Source organism: Actinomyces oris, from assembly GCF_001929375.1.
GTDB lineage: Bacteria > Actinomycetota > Actinomycetes > Actinomycetales > Actinomycetaceae > Actinomyces > Actinomyces oris_B.
In genome coordinates this window covers 16129-30718 of the sequence record NZ_MSGO01000006.1, presented here as the reverse complement: position 1 = coordinate 30718, position 14590 = coordinate 16129, and the positions used below count along the sequence as shown (strand labels likewise).

The window sequence follows — 14590 nt, the reverse complement described above, 5'->3', positions numbered from 1 at the left end:
CTTTCATGTGGCATCGATTCACGGACGAGGACCGCGGGTGGACTCACGCAGGCTGAGCGAGGCCTCGTGAACCACCTTCTGGACAGCCCCATCGGGGTTCTCAATCCGCTGCAGCAGCAGCCGAACCGTCTCGGCCGCCATGCGTGGAATGTCATTCGATATGGACGTCAGTGCCGGACTCATCAGATCAAACCACGGAAGATCATCGAATGTGGCCACTCCGACGTCGGCACCGACTTCGACCCCCAGCCGCTTCATCGCGCGCAGCGCACCAAGTGTGATGACGTTGCCTCCGCAGATGAGGACATCCGGCCGATAGTCGGCGAGGAGGAACTCCGCACGCTCCTGAGACTGCGAGGCGTCATGTGCCGAGGACAGTACCGGGAAACCGGACCATCCGGCGGCCTCCAGCTCCTCGGCGACCACCCGAGCGCGTCCGGCACCCGTACTGGTGGCGTCCGGCCCTGAGATCACGGCCGGACGCTGGTAGCCCGCATCGCGCAGGTGCCCGGCCAGCTCGCGGACGGCATCTCGGGGATCCACCAGGACCGAGTCGACGCCGGCCCCGGGCAGGAGTCGGTCCACGGCGACAGTCGGGGTCTGCGCCACCAGCTCCTGCAACCCGCTCGTGGGGGCCCCACCGGCACCAGGATCATGCCGTCGACCCGCTGCTCGAGCATCGACAGCGCCACCCTCTCCTGAGCCTGCGGGTCCTCCTGACCATTGGCGATCATCAACAGGAGCCCCAGACGGTTCGCCTGCGTCTCCACGTGGTGGGCCAGCTCAGCGAAGAAGGGATTGTCGATGGCTCCGACGACGAGGCTGATCGTCCCCGAGCGGCCGGTCCGCAGGGAGGCGGCGTGCGCATCCCTGCGGTACGCCAGCCGCTCAGCAGCCTGACGGACGCGCTCCTTGGTCGTCTCAGGGATTCCGGGCACGTCGCTCAGGGACCTGGAGACGGTCGACACCGCCACTCCCAGCTCGCGAGCAATATCCCTCTGAGTAACCATCGTCTCCCACCTCGTGGCGAGTCCCTGAGCCGACCGCGGCCGCTCCGGGCTCTCAGCTGCCCGTGGACCCGACCGGCGCCTCACCGTCGGCCGCCGCTCGGGGGATCAGCAGCGAAGCGAGGAAGGCCAATACAAGCAGCACCACACCGGCGATGATGGTGGCCACGTAGGCTCCTCGTCCCACGTCTCCCGCAGCGGTCTTCACCGCGTACAGGATCGCGAAGGAGATCCCGGCGCCCAGGTTGAAGGCCCCGGCGTTGAGTCCCGGAAGGTAGCCGGGGTTGTCCTTCGGGGAGAGCTCGATGCCGAGACCGTTGAGCATGATGTTGCCCATGCCCGCTTTAGCACCGTTACTCACGTCAATCAATGCCTTTTGCCGTCCTGCTCGGGAGGGTGATTCAGGGCGTCGCTGCCGCGCCCTTGACCGCGGGGCGGCGCAGGCTCGTGCGGTGGGCCACCGCCTGGCAGGCCTCCACCAGGACGTCGATGGCCAGCGGCCGGGGCTGCTCGGCGCGGGTGACCACCTCGACGCGCCGCTGCTCGCGGGCCAGGGGCCGCACCTGGACCCCCTCGTGCCGGTAGGCGCTCAGCGCCATCCCGGGCAGCAGGGCCGCCCCCACCCCGGCGGCGACGAGCGCCTGCACGGCCACGTAGTCGTCGGAGGCGTAGGCGGTCTCGGGCGTGAAGCCGTTGGCCCGCCCCACGGCGATGAGCTCCTCGCGGCAGCGCGCGCAGCCGGTCACCCACCGGCACTGGGCGCCGTCGGCGATGCGCGTGATGCCGCCGGGGTGGGTGACGAGGTAGAGGACGTCATCGAGCAGCTGCTCGGCCTGAAGGCCCTCACCGGCGTCGTCGTCGACGTAGGAGAAGGACAGGGCCGCGTCCACCCGCCCGCGCCGCAGCGCGTCGAGGGCCTCGGGCGGCTCGGCGTCGACGAGCTCGACCTCCAGGCCCGGGTACTGCCGGCCGACGACGTCGAGCACCCCCGGCACCAGGGAGGCCACCGCGGAGGGGAAGGCGGCCAGGCGCACGCGCCCCGCCTCGGCGCGGGCCATGGAGACGACCTCGCGCTCGGTGCGGTCCAGCAGGTCGAGGACCTCCTGGCCCCGGGCTGCCAGCGCCCGGCCCTCCTCGGTGAGCCGCACGCCGCGTCCGGCCCGCGTCAGCAGGACCGCGCCGGTCGCGCGCGACAGGGCGGCGAGCTGGTGGGAGACGGTGGACTGGCTGAACCCCAGGGACTCGGCGGCGGCCGAGACGGTGCCGAGGCGGGAGAGCTCCACGAGGGCCCGCAGCTGCTGCACATCGATCACACACCAAGTATGTCTGATATCGATGAGTATCTGTCAAAACATTCATTGGACCGATACCCCGGCCGCCCGCATCATGAAGCCATGACCGTCACCGACACCCTGCCCCAGTCTCCCGCCACCCCCCAGTCCGGCCTCGACTTCGACGCCGTCCTGCGCACCTACGAGGCCGTCTCGCGCGTCCTGCCCGAGACTCCCGCCTGGTCCTACCCGCTGCTCAACGCCGAGGCCGGGGTGGAGGTCGTGGTCAAGCACGAGAACGTCCAACCCACCGGCGCCTTCAAGGTCCGCGGCGGGGTGGCGCTCATGGCGGCGCTCAACCCCGAGGAGCGGCGCCGCGGCGTCGTGACCGCCTCCACCGGCAACCACGCCCAGTCCCTGGCCTGGGCCGGCGCCCGCAGCGAGGTCCCCGTCACCGTCGTCGTCCCGGTGGACGCACCGCCCCGCAAGGTGGCCGCGGTGCGCGCGCTGGGCGCCCGGGTCGTCGTCGAGGGGGAGACGATGTGCGATTCGCTGGCCCACGCCGAGGCCCTGTCTCTGGCCGAGGGGATGCGCATGGTCTCCCCCGGGGACGAGCCGGCCATCGCGCTCGGGCACGCCACCGTCTACCTCGAGCTCTTCCGCCGCCACCCGGGCCTGGATGCCGTCTACGCGCCGGTCGGCTCGGGCTCCGGGGCCGCCGGCGCCTGCCTCGTGCGCGACGCCCTGGCCCCCGGGTGCCGGGTCATCGGCGTCCAGTCCAGCGCCGCGCCGGCCGCGCACCGCGCCTGGACCTCCGGGGAGCCGGCCACCGTCCACAGCCGCACGCGCGTGGCGGGTCTGGCCGTCGGGGCGAGCTTCGCCCTCACCCAGTCGGTGCTGGGCCGCGGCCTCGACGACTTCATCCTGGTCGACGACGACGCGATCCAGGACGCCGTCGGCCTCATGGCCACCCACGCCCACACCCTGGCCGAGGGCGCCGGGGCCGCGAGCCTGGCCGGCCTCATGGCCGACCCCACCCGTCAGGGCCCCTGCGCGATCGTCTGCACCGGCGGCAACGCCGACGACCACGAGCTCGCCGGCATCTCCGCCGGAGCCGCCGTCGGCACCGATGCGACCCTCAGCTGCTGAAGCCGGCCACTCCATACCTGATGGCCGGTCGGGGAATACTCCCCGTTGAACCCGGGACACCGTCCGAGTAACACTCGAGCGAGGGCCGGGAAGCGCAGTCGGGGGCGCACACCCGGCCCTCTCCTCTGCCCCGGCGGCGCCGACCGGGACCTACCTCCGTCCCGAGTGTCCACAGCGCTGACATCAAGCGGTCCCGGCGGCCTGCACCATCCGGAGAACCGCGGAATCACGCGGCTGAGAAATCTGGGGCGGCGACGTCGGCGCCCTGATGTCAGCGCTGTGGACACTCACCGCAGAGAGTTAGCGTCCAGCAGGGCCCACGTGCCCGGCAGGACCGGTCGCCACGGGCCGGCTCCAGCGCAGGTAGGCGACCGTCGCGGCCAGCACCAGGATCCCGCCCACCCAGAAGTGAGGCATCCACAGAACCAGCCGCCACCAGCCGTATCGTGAAAGCGGCTCCCCCGCCAGCAGCCTCGGGATCGCCTGCGCCGAACCGACCAGCCCATAGGCCATGAGCAGGGCTCCCGAGACCCAGCCGAAGGCCAGGCGCATCCAGCGCGGCACCCTGATGATGTCCGGGCGCAGAAGGGCGAAGCCGAAGACGACGAACCCCAGCTTCACCAGTCCGGAGACGAGGACGACCGCAACGAGCCAGGTGGGTCTCTCCTGGGCGAGCCGCAGCCCCTCACCCTGAAGGACCGTGTCGACCAGCCACGGGGAGCCCAGCGCCCAGGACACGCTGATGCAGCCGAAGAAGGCCCACCACAGCATCATGACGACGACCATCACCCGCGAGCGCCCCGTCATCTCAGCGGCTCCTTCTGCGGCGTCCTCAGCTTAGTCGGCCTACTCGGCCTCGATGAGGATCGTCACCGGGCCGTCGGTCTCCATGTCAATCTTCATGTCGGCGCCGAAGCGGCCGGTGGCCACCTCCAGGCCGCGCCCGCGCAGGTCCTCGACCACCGCCTTCACCAAGGGCTCAGCCACCTCGCCGGGGGCCGCAGCGACCATTCCAGTCACACGGCCCTCGGCCGCCACCGCGCCCCGGCCGACGCTGCGAAGCCCGTCCCGGTATGCGGATCGAGGAGCGCACCCGCACGCTTGGTCATGTCTCATTGTCGCCCCACAGCAGTCACCCCGTCCATGGGCGGGACAGGTTGCAAGGGCTGGCCCGGCTCAGCCGACGGCGTCGAGCACGGGGGACAGGGCGTCTAGCAGCGGGGCGAGGTCCTCCTCCCCAGTGGCCGTCTCGAGCTCGCCGATCTGGATGCCGACGACCTCGCCGCGGGCGAGGACCTCGGCCGCCTGGCGCAGCTCGACCAGGCTCAGGCCTCCGCCGACGAGGTAGTCGGTCGGCACGACACCGGGCTCCAGCACGTCACAGTCGATGTGGATGTAGACGGGCCTGCCGTCCACCACCCGCCCGAGCCGTTCAGCGAAGCCCTCTCCAGGGCCGACGAGGGGGATGCCCGCCCCCTCGATGAGATCGGCCTCGGGCGGGTCGATGTCGCGCACCCCGGCCAGGACCACGTTGTCCGTGCCCAACCCGGCGCCGAGTCCGGAGTCCCACAGCCCCAACGGTCCGGACAGGGCCAGACCGCCGAGGTAGCCGCTCGGCGTGGTCTCCGGGAAGTTGAGGTCGGCGTGGGCGTCGAACCACACGACGAGCGCGTCGGGCCGGTTGGCAGCGACGACGGGCAGGGTCGCCAGCGCCCCGGCACAGCGGCTCAACGCAGTCACCGGCACGGCAGAGCCGGCCCACAGCACCTCGTAGTGGGACGCGAGCGCCTCCAGCTCGTCGCGGGCGGCGTCGAGCTCGACCTGCCAACCCACGCTCAGCGCCGGGCGGGGTGATCCGATGACGACGGGCTCGACGTCGTAGCGCCGCGCCAGGGCGGCGGCCAGGCGTGGCGAGGCCGCCATGGCTCGGTCGTTGTGGTCGCCGATCCTCCCGGCGACGTGGGTGACCACAACTCTCTCTCTTCTGGCCCCTGCGCTCATCTCCGGCTCCTCTCGTTGTGCGGGTCTCACGTTACCCGCAACGCTACGGACCGGCGGTGTCGTGCCTCAATCACCGAGGAGGAGCCGTGGCCCCGCCTCCCGTCACGACTGTGGGCCGATGTCCGTACACCGGTCGTCGACGTCGCGGTCGTACCTTGGGGCGCGCGTTCAAGGGTAGAGGGTATGAACACGCGGTCACCTCGCCCCAGTTTCGCAACAGGCCCTATTCAGCCTCGATCAAGATCGTCACCGGGCCGTCGGCCTCCATGTCAATCTTCATGTCGGCGCCGAAGCGTCCGGTGGCCACCTCCAGGCCGCGCCCGCGCAGGTCCTCGACCACCGCCTCCACCAGGGGCTCGGCCACCTCGCCGGGGGCCGCCTTGTTCCAGGTGGGGCGCCGGCCCTTGCGGGTGTCGGCGTACAGGGTGAACTGGGAGACGACGAGCACGGGCGCCCCGGCGTCGGTCACCGAGAGCTCGCCCTCCAGGAGCCGCAGGTCCGCGATCTTGCGGGCCACGGTGGCCACCTGGGTGGGGCCGTCGTCGTGCGTGGCGCCCACGAGGACCATGAGGCCGGGCCGGGTGATCTCGCCGACCACCTCACCGTCGACGCGGACCGCCGCCCGGTTGACCCGCTGAATGACCGCGCGCATCAGCGACCAGCGCTCCTGCCGCGCCCGCCATGCCCCGGCCGACGCTGGGAGGCCCGCCCCGGGATGCGGATCGAGGAGCGAACCCGCACCGGCGCCAGCGCCTGCAGCGCCGGGCGCACATCCGCCAGGTAGACGGCGCTGGCCACCACGCCCAGCAGGCCCAACATCGAGGCGGCCCCGAGCAGGCCGACAACCGCCGTGCCCGCGGCGTTAACCACGTTCCAGAACCGCTTGGTGCTCTTGCCGGCCGCCGCGTAGTACTCCGCCGGCCGCATCAGAGAGTCGATCAGCGCCCAGATCCCCATGACGAGAGAGACAACCTGGGCGGCGGTCCAGCTCCACCTGACCGCCTCGGAGAGAAAGAATGACACAGCATTGAGGACGCTCACGCACACCAGGCTACCGGTCGCCGGTCACCGATCCCAGACGGGCGGCCACGCCCAGCGAGAACAGCTGAGGCCTCACGTGGCGGCCGTCAGCCGTTCCATCAGCCTCGAGCCGACAGCGACTGGCCACCGCGGGTGACAGCCCCCGGACCATCACCGGGCAGACGTCCGGCTCCACCCCCATAGCAGCCGGCCCGGGCCCGGGACAACCGAAACCAATCGAGCTCGGGACCGCTCAGAGCCGCAGGCCCTTGCGCAGCTCGGCGCCGGGCCGCTCGGAGGGACTGGCCTGGGCGCGCCCCTCGGGGGAGACCAGCACCTCCTGGGCGGCGTCAACCCGACCGACCGGGACGGTCTCACCGGTGGCCTCGTCGACCTCGGTGATCTCCACGGTCAGCTGCTCACCCGCGGGCACGGCCCGGCGCAGCAGAGCCAGGGCGATGGGGCCGAGCTCGTGGTGTCGCGCCACGGAGGTCACGGCGCCCACGGCCCGCTCCCCCATGCGCACACTCGCCCCCGGCCGGGGCAGGTCGCCGACGAGACCGTCGAGCTGGAGCACGGTGAGGCGGCGCGGAGGCCGGCCCAGGTTGAGGGTGCGCGCAATCGTCTCCTGCCCCGGGTAGCAGCCCTTCGTCAGGTGCACGGCCGTGCGCAGCCAGTCCAGCTCGTGGGGGATCGCGCGGGCGTCGGCCTCGCGGGCCCAGCGGGGGCGGCCGGCCTCAATGCGCAAGGCCTCCCAGGCCAGGGCGCCGGCCAGGCGCCGACCCTCCTCCGCAGTGAGGAAGACCCGCGCCACGGCGTCCACGCTCCGAGCGGGCACCAGGACGAAGCCGCCCTGGTAGCCCTGGCCGGGATGCGGCCGGTCCGCTCCGACGTCGTAGCTCGTGCCGCCCTCGACGACGCCCGGCCACGGGTCGCGCCACAGGCCGATGAGTGAGCCCTGAGGCCCGGCGTTGTCCTGGGGCTCGGCGTCGCCGGCCTCGGCCTGTGGATCGGAGGCGTCCGGCGCGGTGTCGCGCGCCGCCTGGGCCAGGGCCTCGAGCCCCTCCCCCAGGGCGCCCAGCGCCATGACGTCCAGCCGCTCGGTCACCTCGACGCGCAGCATGAAGCGCATGGAGTCCAGGAAGGCCGCCAGCGCCGCGCCGCGGCCGGCCTCCGTGACGAGCCAGAGCGTGCGGCCGTCGTCGAGGGCCGCGAGCGCATGCGTGATGTGCCCCTGGGCGTCGAGGAGCAGCGTCTCCGCGCCGCCGTCGCCGGGCTCCAGGGAGGTGAGCACCTGGCTGGACAGCGTGGTCAGCCAGCTCAGGCGGTCCGGCCCGGTGACGGTGACGACGTCGCGCGCCAGGGCGCAGGCCGCGCGCCCCTCCACCAGGGCGGACTGCTCGCGGCCGGGGTCGCCGAGATGGGCGGGGACTGCCTCGTCGGGGTCGTCCGGGGCGGAGGCGACGGCGCCGGGGCGGGTCAGCAGTGGGGAGGGGAGCATCAGGCGGTCGGCTCGGCGTCGTCGGAGGCAGGCGCGGAGGAGTCGGAGGGCTCCTCCGCCGGCTCAGCCGGGTCGAGGGCGGAGCCGGGCTGGGCGGCGGGGTCGTTCACGTCGTCGACGCGGCCGAGGCGGCCCGAGGCGTAGGTAGTCACCTCGCTCTGACCGAAGGCGGCCATGTCCTGGGTCCACATGAGGTCGCCGCCCACGAGCCCGAACATGCGGGTCATCTCCTCCACGGGGACGGCGGTGCGGGCCCGACCCACGGCCTGGGTGCCGACCTGGGCGCGCGGCCCCTGAATCCAGCCCTCCCAGACGGCGACGTGGCCGGCGGGGTCGGCCGAGACGAGCTCGAGGCGGGTGACGGGGGTGAGCGGACCGCCGGAGCCCTTGGTGTCGGCGGCGTCCTCGACGGGCTCAGTGGTCTCGGCGCCGTCGGGCTGCTCCTGGCCGACGGGCCGCCAGTAGGTGGTCTCGGTGGACCAGATCTGGGCGGGGGCCAGGAGGGACGCGCCCTGGAGGCCGGGCATCTCGAAGTCGAGGTTCTTGGAGCGGGTGGCGTCGACCGTCCAGATGGTGGTGGTCTGGCGCAGGTAGGGGCCGCCGTCGTGGTCGAAGGTCATCTCCTGGTAGACGGCCTGCTCGGGCACGGTCTCGCCGTAGGTGAGGATGCCGTAGCCGCGCCAGGTGCCGGCCAGCCAGGCCAGCGGGTAGAGCTCGGGGGCCAGGTCGTCAGGAAGCGTGAATGCCATGCCCGCAGCCTACGACGTCACCCCGGGCCGCATCACACGCGCCGCCCGCCCCGGCCGGGCGGAGCCGCCGGCGCCCTGAGCGTCCGGCGCATCCTGGAGCCGCAGATCCGGGCAGGATCGGCACTGTGGTGTCCACATCAGTGACAAAGGCGGTGAGGAGCACTGAGCGCGCCAGATGAAACCGCATGATTCCGCGGTTTCTTCGCTTGACCGCAGGGCTTCGGAGCCTCTTTGTCACCGATTTGGACATCCGGCCGCCGTGACGCGGCGCTCGGGGCCTCGCGGGGCAGGTCAGCCGGCGATGAAGCCGCCCAGGAGGCGGGCGATGGCGTAGACCGGCACACCGACCGACAGGATCGGCACGAGCGCGGAGGCCACCGCCGCCCGCCCGCCGGGCACCCACCGGTGGGTCCACAAGACGCGGTTGCCCGAGGCCATGAGGACCCCCGCCACGAAGCCGACGGCCACGCAGGCCACGGCGCTCTGCAGGGCCGCGGTCGCACTGATGTGGGACAGGCCGAAGAAGCCGGCCGAGGCCAGCACGTAGCCGGCAGCGCCGGCGAGCACGGCGGGTACCGTGACGGTGAGGGCCTCCAGCATCCGGGCACGCACGTTGAGGACGGTCAGGACGGCGCCGACGAACAGCGCCAGGCAGGTGGGCACGACAATGGCCGGGTCGGCCAGCCCCGGTTCCAGAGCGCACCAGGCCGAACCGGAGACCGCCACGAGGCAGCCGGCCACCGTTGAGGACAGGTCCTCGACCAGGTTATGACGGCCGTCGCGCCGCAGCATCTGGCCGACGAAGGCCGCCAGGATCGAGAAGGCCATGACCAGTCCGGCCACCCCCATGTCGTCGAGGAGGTAGACGCTGACGGCGGCCGACAGTCCAGTGATCGTCATGACGATCGTGCCGCCCAGGTCGTGCCGGGCGCGCACGAGCGCGGGCCAGCCCTGCGCGGCGGCCGGCACCAGGGCGGCCACGAGGGCCAGCCTCACCCAGCCGGGCAGGACCGAGCCGACCGCCAGCAGCAGCGGCACCACGCCCGCGAAGGCGAGCCGGGTCCAGGCTGGGTCCACCAGGCCCGGCTCCTTGGGGCGGTTGGAGGCGCGGCGGGTGGCGTAGCCCAGGTCCTCGGTGAGGTCGACGTCATCCCCCGAGTCCGCTGAGCGGGCCGCCGCCGGAGCATCGGAGGGACCGTCCGACTCGCCGGGGGTATCCGAGCCGGACGAGCGCACGGCGGGCTCCGACCCGGCGGGCCCAGCCGAGGCGAGAGAGTCGCCCACGCCGATGACGCTGGCCCAGTCCGCCGCGCCACCGGCGGCCGTTGGAACGGCTACGGCTTGGGAGTCATCGCGCGAGCCTCGAGAGGCTCCGCGGGCGCGCGCGGCCGGTTGGGCTCGTCGGTGGTGGGTAGTCACAGCACGCATCGTCCCACACCCGGGCGGCCGCAGGGCCCAGTGTGACCTCACACGGCCCCCGCTCCGGCCTCCCCCTGGACGGCCACTATCCGGACAGTCGTTGCCCCTGGGGATTTCGCCTGCGACCAGGTGTGGTTGACTTGTCCCAATAGTATCGCCGCTGCTCAGCTCGACTGCGCCGGCGGTTCCAGGTCGCGAGCCACGGAAGGAGCAGCCATGCGGATCATCATGTTCACTCGTGAGAGTGACGCCACTGACGTCCTGCCGGCGACCGCCTTCCTCGACTCCCCGGTGGAGTGCCTCCCCCCGACGCCTTCCTCCTACGCGGAGGTGGACAGCGCCGATGTCGTCATGATCGACGCCCGCGGGGACCTGACCCGTGCCCGCGCTCTGTGCCAGCTCTTCACCGGCCCCATGGACTGCCCGCCCATCATCCTCATCGTGGAGGAGGGCGGCGCCGCCGCAGTGCAGATCGACTGGGGCGCCGCCGACTTCGTCATGGCCGGCGCCAAGCCCGCCGAGCTGTCGGCCCGGCTGCGGCTGCTGCGCGCCCACGTCCCGGTCGTGGACGAGGCCGACGACGACCGCATCGACGTGGGTGACCTCGTCATTGACGTCACCGCCTACACGGCCCGACTGCGCGGCACGATCCTGGACCTGACCTACAAGGAGTTCGAGCTGCTGAAGTTCCTGGCCGCCAACCGGGGGCGGGTCCTGACCCGTGACGCGCTCCTGCACGAGGTGTGGGGCGAGGACTACATCGGCGGCTCACGCACGGTGGACGTGCACATCCGTCGCCTGCGCGCCAAGCTGGGCACCGAGCACGACAACCTCATCGGCACGGTGCGCAACGTCGGCTACCGCCTGGACGCCCCCGAGGACGCCTGAGCACACCGGCCCCGGGGAGCCTGAGAAGGCCCGGGCAGACCCAGCCAGGAGCAGCCCAGACGTCTCCCTGACCGCCGGGTGGATTCACTGGGTGGACACCGCCGCGGCCCGGAGCCCGGACCTGTAGACTCGTGGGCGGCGTCGGGCCGTGACGGGCCCCGGGCTCCAACTCAAGCCGCCGCGAGCGGCATTCGCGCCGACTGGCGCTCTCCGGCCCGACGTCCCCATCTCTCCCCAGCGGCCTGTCGCCCGCCTCCCCTCGTAACCGCACCGCCGCGTCACGCCAGGCACCCACAAGTGTCACTCAGGGCGACTTTTACCTGCGCGGTAAGAGCTCCCGGATCAACGTGTCACGCGCTGGCCTGCGGGGACGTGAATCAGGGGACGCTCGGACAGGCCTCAGGCGACCTGAAAAGTCGCCATTCGTGACACCTGGCCCCTCGATCCTCAGCCGAAGCGGCCCGAGATGTAGTCCTCAGTGGCCTGCTGGCTGGGAGCGGAGAAGATCTTGTCGGTGGAGTCGTACTCGACGAGGTGTCCCGGCTTGCCGGTGGCCTCCAGGTTGAAGAACCCGGTCATGTCGCTCACGCGCGAGGCCTGCTGCATGTTGTGGGTGACGATGACGATCGTGTAGTCCGTCTTGAGCTCGGAGATGAGGTCCTCGATGGCGAGCGTGGAGATGGGGTCCAGGGCGGAGCAGGGCTCGTCCATGAGCAGGACGGCGGGCTTGACCGCGATGGCGCGGGCGATGCACAGGCGCTGCTGCTGACCGCCCGAGAGCCCCAGGCCCGGCCGGTCCAGGCGGTCCTTGACCTCGTCCCACAGGTTGGCTCCGCGCAGGGAGGCCTCCACCAGGTCGTCGGCATCGGACTTCTTGATGCGGCGGTTGTTGAGGCGCACGCCGGCCAGGACGTTCTCGGCGATGGACATGGTGGGGAACGGGTTGGGCCGCTGGAAGACCATGCCGATGGCGCGGCGCACCTGGACGGCATCGACGCCGGGGCCATAGAGGTTGACGCCATCGACGATGACCTGGCCCTCGACGCGGGCACCGGGGATGGTCTCGTGCATGCGGTTGAGGGTGCGCAGGAAGGTGGACTTCCCGCAGCCGGAGGGGCCGATGAGGGCGGTGACGGACTTGGGCTCGATGACGACGTTGACGTCCTTCACGGCCAGGAAGTCGCCGTAGTAGATGTTCTCGCCGATAACGTCGATGCGCTTGGACACGTCGGTTCCTTTACCTGAGGTGAACGGTGGAGGGCTCTGGGGCGCTGCGGGCGCGATGGCTCGGGCGCGGCTCAGCGCCGGCCGCCCTTGGGGCTGAAGTACTTGGAGATGAGGCGGGCCGCGAGGTTGAGCAGCATGACCAGGATGATGAGGGTCAGCGCCCCGGCCCAGGCCCGCTCCATGGCGGCGGCCTCCCCGCGGGAGTACTGGTCGTAGACGAGTACCGGCAGGGTGGACATGGAGCCGTCCAGCGGGTTGGTGTTGGTGCGGATCGTCAGGCCCACGGTGATGAGCAGCGGGGCGGTCTCACCGATGACTCGGGCGATGGCGATCATGACGGAGGTGGTGATGCCGGCCACCGCGGTGCGCAGCACGACCTTGACGATGGTGAGCCACTTGGGCACGCCCAGCGCGTAGGAGGCCTCGCGCAGGTGGGAGGGGACGAGCTTGAGCATCTCCTCCACGCCGCGAATGACCACCGGCGTCATGAGGACGCTCAAGGCGACGGCCCCGATGATGCCGGCCTGGTAGCGGGGGCCGGCCGCGATGAGGAAGATCGAGTAGGCGAACAGCCCGGCCACGATCGAGGGGATGCCGGTCATGACGTCGACGAGGAAGGTGATGACCCGGGCGATCCAGCCGCCGTTGTACTCCACGAGGAAGACGGCGGTGAACAGTCCCAGGGGCACCGAGATGAGGGTGGCGATCCCAGTGATCTGAAGGGTGCCGACGATGCCGTGGTAGAAGCCGCCGTTGGAGGCGTCGGCGCCGCGCATGTTGGTGGTCAGGAAGTCGTAGCCGAAGCGGGCCGAGCCGCCCGACAGGACCATCCACACCAGGGAGACCAGCGGCACCATGACGACGGCGAAGGACAGGTAGATGAGGAGGGTCACCAGGGTGTTGCGGCCCCAGCGCTCGCCCTCGCGCACCCAGGAGACGGCAGTGGCGCCCACCACCCACACCGGGGCGGTCAGGGCGACGACGGCGGCGATGCTCCACCCGGCCAGCAGGCCGATCCCGCCGACGACGACGAAGGCGGCTCCCAGCGCGGCCCAGATGAACCAGTCGGGCAGGCGGTAGGAGGTCAGGGGCACGCCCTCGATGGTGGGCGGGTCGGCCAGGGGGTCGACGGGGGCGGCCGGGGCCTCGGCGGCCGCGAGCGCGGCCTTGAGGGACTTGGGCGCGGGGGCACCGGTCTCGCCTGCGGAACCGGCAGCGGCGGCCGGGTCGGGGCGGGGGACCGCGCCGTCGGGAGCGGCGCCGGCGGTGGGCTCGGGTGTGTTCGTGGGCGTCATGTCAGCTGGCTCCTGAGAACTCGGAGCGGCGCGCGATGATCCACCGCGCCAGGGAGTTGACCGCGAAGGTGATGATGAACAGGACCAGGCCGGTGGCGATGAGCACGTTGACGCTCAGCCCGTAGGCCTCGCGGAACTGCGAGGCGATGTTGGCGGCGATGGTCTGGTGCTGGCCGGCCTGGAGGACTCGGAGGTTCAGCCCCATGCCGGGTGAGAGGATCATGAGGACGGCCATGGTCTCCCCCAGGGCGCGACCGAGCCCCAGCATGGAGGCGGAGATGATGCCGGAGCGGCCGAAGGGCAGGACGGCCTGGCGGATCATCTCGTAGCGGGTGGCCCCCAGAGCCAGGGAGGCCTCCTCCTGGAGGGTGGGCGTCTGGAGGAAGATCTCGCGGATGGTGGCGGTGATGATCGGCAGGATCATGACGGCCAGGACCAGGGAGGCGGTGGTGATGTTCTTGGCCGGGGCCGTGTAGTCGGCGAACAGCGGGATGAAGCCGAGGTTGTCGCTCAGCCAGGTGTTGATGGGGTCGAGCAGGGGCACCAGCCACAGGAAGCCCCACAGACCGAAGACCACGGAGGGGATCGCGGCCAGCAGGTCCACCATGTAGCCCAGGGCCTGGGCCAGGCGACGCGGGGCGAAGTGGGAGATGAACAGGGCCACCCCGATGCTCAGCGGCACCGCGACGCCCAGGGCGATGGTCGAGGACAGCAGCGTGCCGAAGACGAGCGGAGCCACGTAGCCCCACAGGCTGCGGTCGCGCATGAAGGAGACCGACTCCAGGGTCTGGCGCGAGGCCGTCAGGGCGGGCAGCGTCTCCCGGATGAGGAAGGCGGCCACGAGGGCGAGGACCACCATGATGAGGGTGCCGGCGCCGAAGGACAGTCCGGTGAAGATCCGGTTGCCGGTCTGCCCGGGGGCCTTGCCGGGCTGGATGATGGCGTCGTCGGCGCTGCTGGAGGCGGTCGCGGCGCCCGCTGGGGGCGGCGACGACGGTGCGGTGGTGCTGGCCACGGCTGACCCTCCTCGGGGTGTCTGGGGCGGCGGCTGGGCGGGTGGGTG

Annotated in this window: 16 protein-coding genes and 1 pseudogene; 2 read left to right on the top strand and 15 right to left on the bottom strand. The window is 71.7% G+C overall.

Annotation, left to right across the window (positions count from 1 at the left end; all coding sequences use genetic code 11):
- Positions 1–18: 18 nt before the first annotated feature.
- From BKH32_RS01600 to BKH32_RS01585, 4 genes are read right to left on the bottom strand one after another with little or no spacing between them, the layout of a single operon-like run.
- Positions 19–585: a LacI family DNA-binding transcriptional regulator gene (locus tag BKH32_RS01600; RefSeq protein WP_256690417.1), complete on the bottom strand. Its 567-nt coding sequence runs from the start codon at positions 583–585 to the stop codon at positions 19–21.
- Complete coding sequence (locus BKH32_RS01595; protein ID WP_075248320.1) at positions 471–1010, bottom strand: LacI family DNA-binding transcriptional regulator; 540 nt, start codon at positions 1008–1010, stop codon at positions 471–473. Before BKH32_RS01595 ends, BKH32_RS01600 begins: the two co-directional genes overlap by 115 nt.
- Before the next feature lie 52 nt (positions 1011–1062).
- The gene (locus BKH32_RS01590) at positions 1063–1368 is read right to left on the bottom strand and encodes a hypothetical protein (RefSeq protein ID WP_256690374.1); all 306 of its coding nucleotides are present in this window, start codon (positions 1366–1368) and stop codon (positions 1063–1065) included.
- A 40-nt stretch (positions 1369–1408) separates the two neighbouring features.
- Positions 1409–2320 carry a LysR family transcriptional regulator gene (locus BKH32_RS01585; protein WP_075248319.1) on the bottom strand — a complete coding sequence of 304 codons (912 nt, stop codon included), beginning with the start codon at positions 2318–2320 and terminating at the stop codon, positions 1409–1411.
- An 81-nt stretch (positions 2321–2401) separates the two neighbouring features.
- Here BKH32_RS01585 and BKH32_RS01580 point away from each other — a divergent pair, with 81 nt between their 5' ends.
- The gene (locus BKH32_RS01580; protein ID WP_075248318.1) at positions 2402–3427 is read left to right on the top strand and encodes a threonine ammonia-lyase; all 1026 of its coding nucleotides are present in this window, start codon (positions 2402–2404) and stop codon (positions 3425–3427) included.
- A gap of 300 nt (positions 3428–3727) precedes the next feature.
- Here the strand turns inward: BKH32_RS01580 and BKH32_RS01575 are convergent, their stop codons facing one another.
- From BKH32_RS01575 to BKH32_RS01540, 8 genes and pseudogenes are all read right to left on the bottom strand, one after another.
- A complete protein-coding gene (locus BKH32_RS01575) occupies positions 3728–4234 on the bottom strand; it encodes a DUF3995 domain-containing protein (protein ID WP_075248317.1) in 507 nt (168 codons plus the stop codon).
- Positions 4235–4273: 39 nt separating this feature from the next.
- Positions 4274–4432 (bottom strand): annotated as a pseudogene (locus tag BKH32_RS01570) (D-aminoacyl-tRNA deacylase); the annotation flags it as partial.
- Between the two features lie 171 nt (positions 4433–4603).
- Positions 4604–5428 carry an arginase family protein gene (locus BKH32_RS01565; RefSeq protein WP_075248315.1) on the bottom strand — a complete coding sequence of 275 codons (825 nt, stop codon included), beginning with the start codon at positions 5426–5428 and terminating at the stop codon, positions 4604–4606.
- Positions 5429–5651: 223 nt separating this feature from the next.
- The gene (gene dtd, locus BKH32_RS01560) at positions 5652–6080 is read right to left on the bottom strand and encodes a D-aminoacyl-tRNA deacylase (protein ID WP_075248314.1); all 429 of its coding nucleotides are present in this window, start codon (positions 6078–6080) and stop codon (positions 5652–5654) included.
- Positions 6080–6469, bottom strand: a complete 390-nt coding sequence (locus BKH32_RS01555; protein ID WP_075248367.1) for a DUF2516 family protein — start codon at positions 6467–6469, stop codon at positions 6080–6082. The genes dtd and BKH32_RS01555 overlap by 1 nt, the downstream gene beginning before the upstream one ends.
- A gap of 232 nt (positions 6470–6701) precedes the next feature.
- On the bottom strand, positions 6702–7949 hold the full coding sequence (locus BKH32_RS01550; protein WP_075248313.1) for a YgfZ/GcvT domain-containing protein: 1248 nt from the start codon (positions 7947–7949) through the stop codon (positions 6702–6704).
- Entirely contained in the window at positions 7949–8698 is a 750-nt protein-coding gene (locus BKH32_RS01545; RefSeq protein WP_075248312.1) for an FABP family protein, read from the bottom strand. The genes BKH32_RS01550 and BKH32_RS01545 overlap by 1 nt, the downstream gene beginning before the upstream one ends.
- A gap of 291 nt (positions 8699–8989) precedes the next feature.
- Complete coding sequence (locus BKH32_RS01540; protein WP_075248311.1) at positions 8990–10126, bottom strand: hypothetical protein; 1137 nt, start codon at positions 10124–10126, stop codon at positions 8990–8992.
- Between the two features lie 207 nt (positions 10127–10333).
- On the opposite strand from BKH32_RS01540, the gene BKH32_RS01535 reads away from it, so the two are divergent.
- On the top strand, positions 10334–11005 hold the full coding sequence (locus tag BKH32_RS01535) for a winged helix-turn-helix domain-containing protein (protein ID WP_075248310.1): 672 nt from the start codon (positions 10334–10336) through the stop codon (positions 11003–11005).
- 447 nt (positions 11006–11452) lie between these two features.
- Here the strand turns inward: BKH32_RS01535 and pstB are convergent, their stop codons facing one another.
- The 3 genes from pstB to pstC form a co-directional block, all read right to left on the bottom strand.
- Positions 11453–12232: a phosphate ABC transporter ATP-binding protein PstB gene (gene pstB, locus BKH32_RS01530; RefSeq protein WP_003781705.1), complete on the bottom strand. Its 780-nt coding sequence runs from the start codon at positions 12230–12232 to the stop codon at positions 11453–11455.
- Between the two features lie 71 nt (positions 12233–12303).
- A complete protein-coding gene (gene pstA, locus BKH32_RS01525) occupies positions 12304–13527 on the bottom strand; it encodes a phosphate ABC transporter permease PstA (RefSeq protein WP_178384525.1) in 1224 nt (407 codons plus the stop codon).
- A gap of 1 nt (position 13528) precedes the next feature.
- Positions 13529–14542, bottom strand: coding sequence for a phosphate ABC transporter permease subunit PstC (gene pstC, locus BKH32_RS01520; RefSeq protein ID WP_075248309.1), 1014 nt, complete (start codon positions 14540–14542; stop codon positions 13529–13531).
- Positions 14543–14590: the final 48 nt, after the last annotated feature.

What these genes read in the sequence shown, in the direction of transcription:
- BKH32_RS01595 (WP_075248320.1), bottom strand. Translation starts at nt 1,010, where the DNA reads ATGGTTACTCAGAGGGATATTGCTCGCGAGCTGGGAGTGGCGGTGTCG.
- BKH32_RS01580 (WP_075248318.1), top strand. Translation starts at nt 2,402, where the DNA reads ATGACCGTCACCGACACCCTGCCCCAGTCTCCCGCCACCCCCCAGTCC.
- BKH32_RS01575 (WP_075248317.1), bottom strand. Translation starts at nt 4,234, where the DNA reads ATGACGGGGCGCTCGCGGGTGATGGTCGTCGTCATGATGCTGTGGTGG.
- BKH32_RS01565 (WP_075248315.1), bottom strand. Translation starts at nt 5,428, where the DNA reads ATGAGCGCAGGGGCCAGAAGAGAGAGAGTTGTGGTCACCCACGTCGCC.
- dtd (WP_075248314.1), bottom strand. Translation starts at nt 6,080, where the DNA reads ATGCGCGCGGTCATTCAGCGGGTCAACCGGGCGGCGGTCCGCGTCGAC.
- BKH32_RS01550 (WP_075248313.1), bottom strand. Translation starts at nt 7,949, where the DNA reads ATGCTCCCCTCCCCACTGCTGACCCGCCCCGGCGCCGTCGCCTCCGCC.
- BKH32_RS01545 (WP_075248312.1), bottom strand. Translation starts at nt 8,698, where the DNA reads ATGGCATTCACGCTTCCTGACGACCTGGCCCCCGAGCTCTACCCGCTG.
- BKH32_RS01540 (WP_075248311.1), bottom strand. Translation starts at nt 10,126, where the DNA reads ATGCGTGCTGTGACTACCCACCACCGACGAGCCCAACCGGCCGCGCGC.
- BKH32_RS01535 (WP_075248310.1), top strand. Translation starts at nt 10,334, where the DNA reads ATGCGGATCATCATGTTCACTCGTGAGAGTGACGCCACTGACGTCCTG.
- pstA (WP_178384525.1), bottom strand. Translation starts at nt 13,527, where the DNA reads ATGACGCCCACGAACACACCCGAGCCCACCGCCGGCGCCGCTCCCGAC.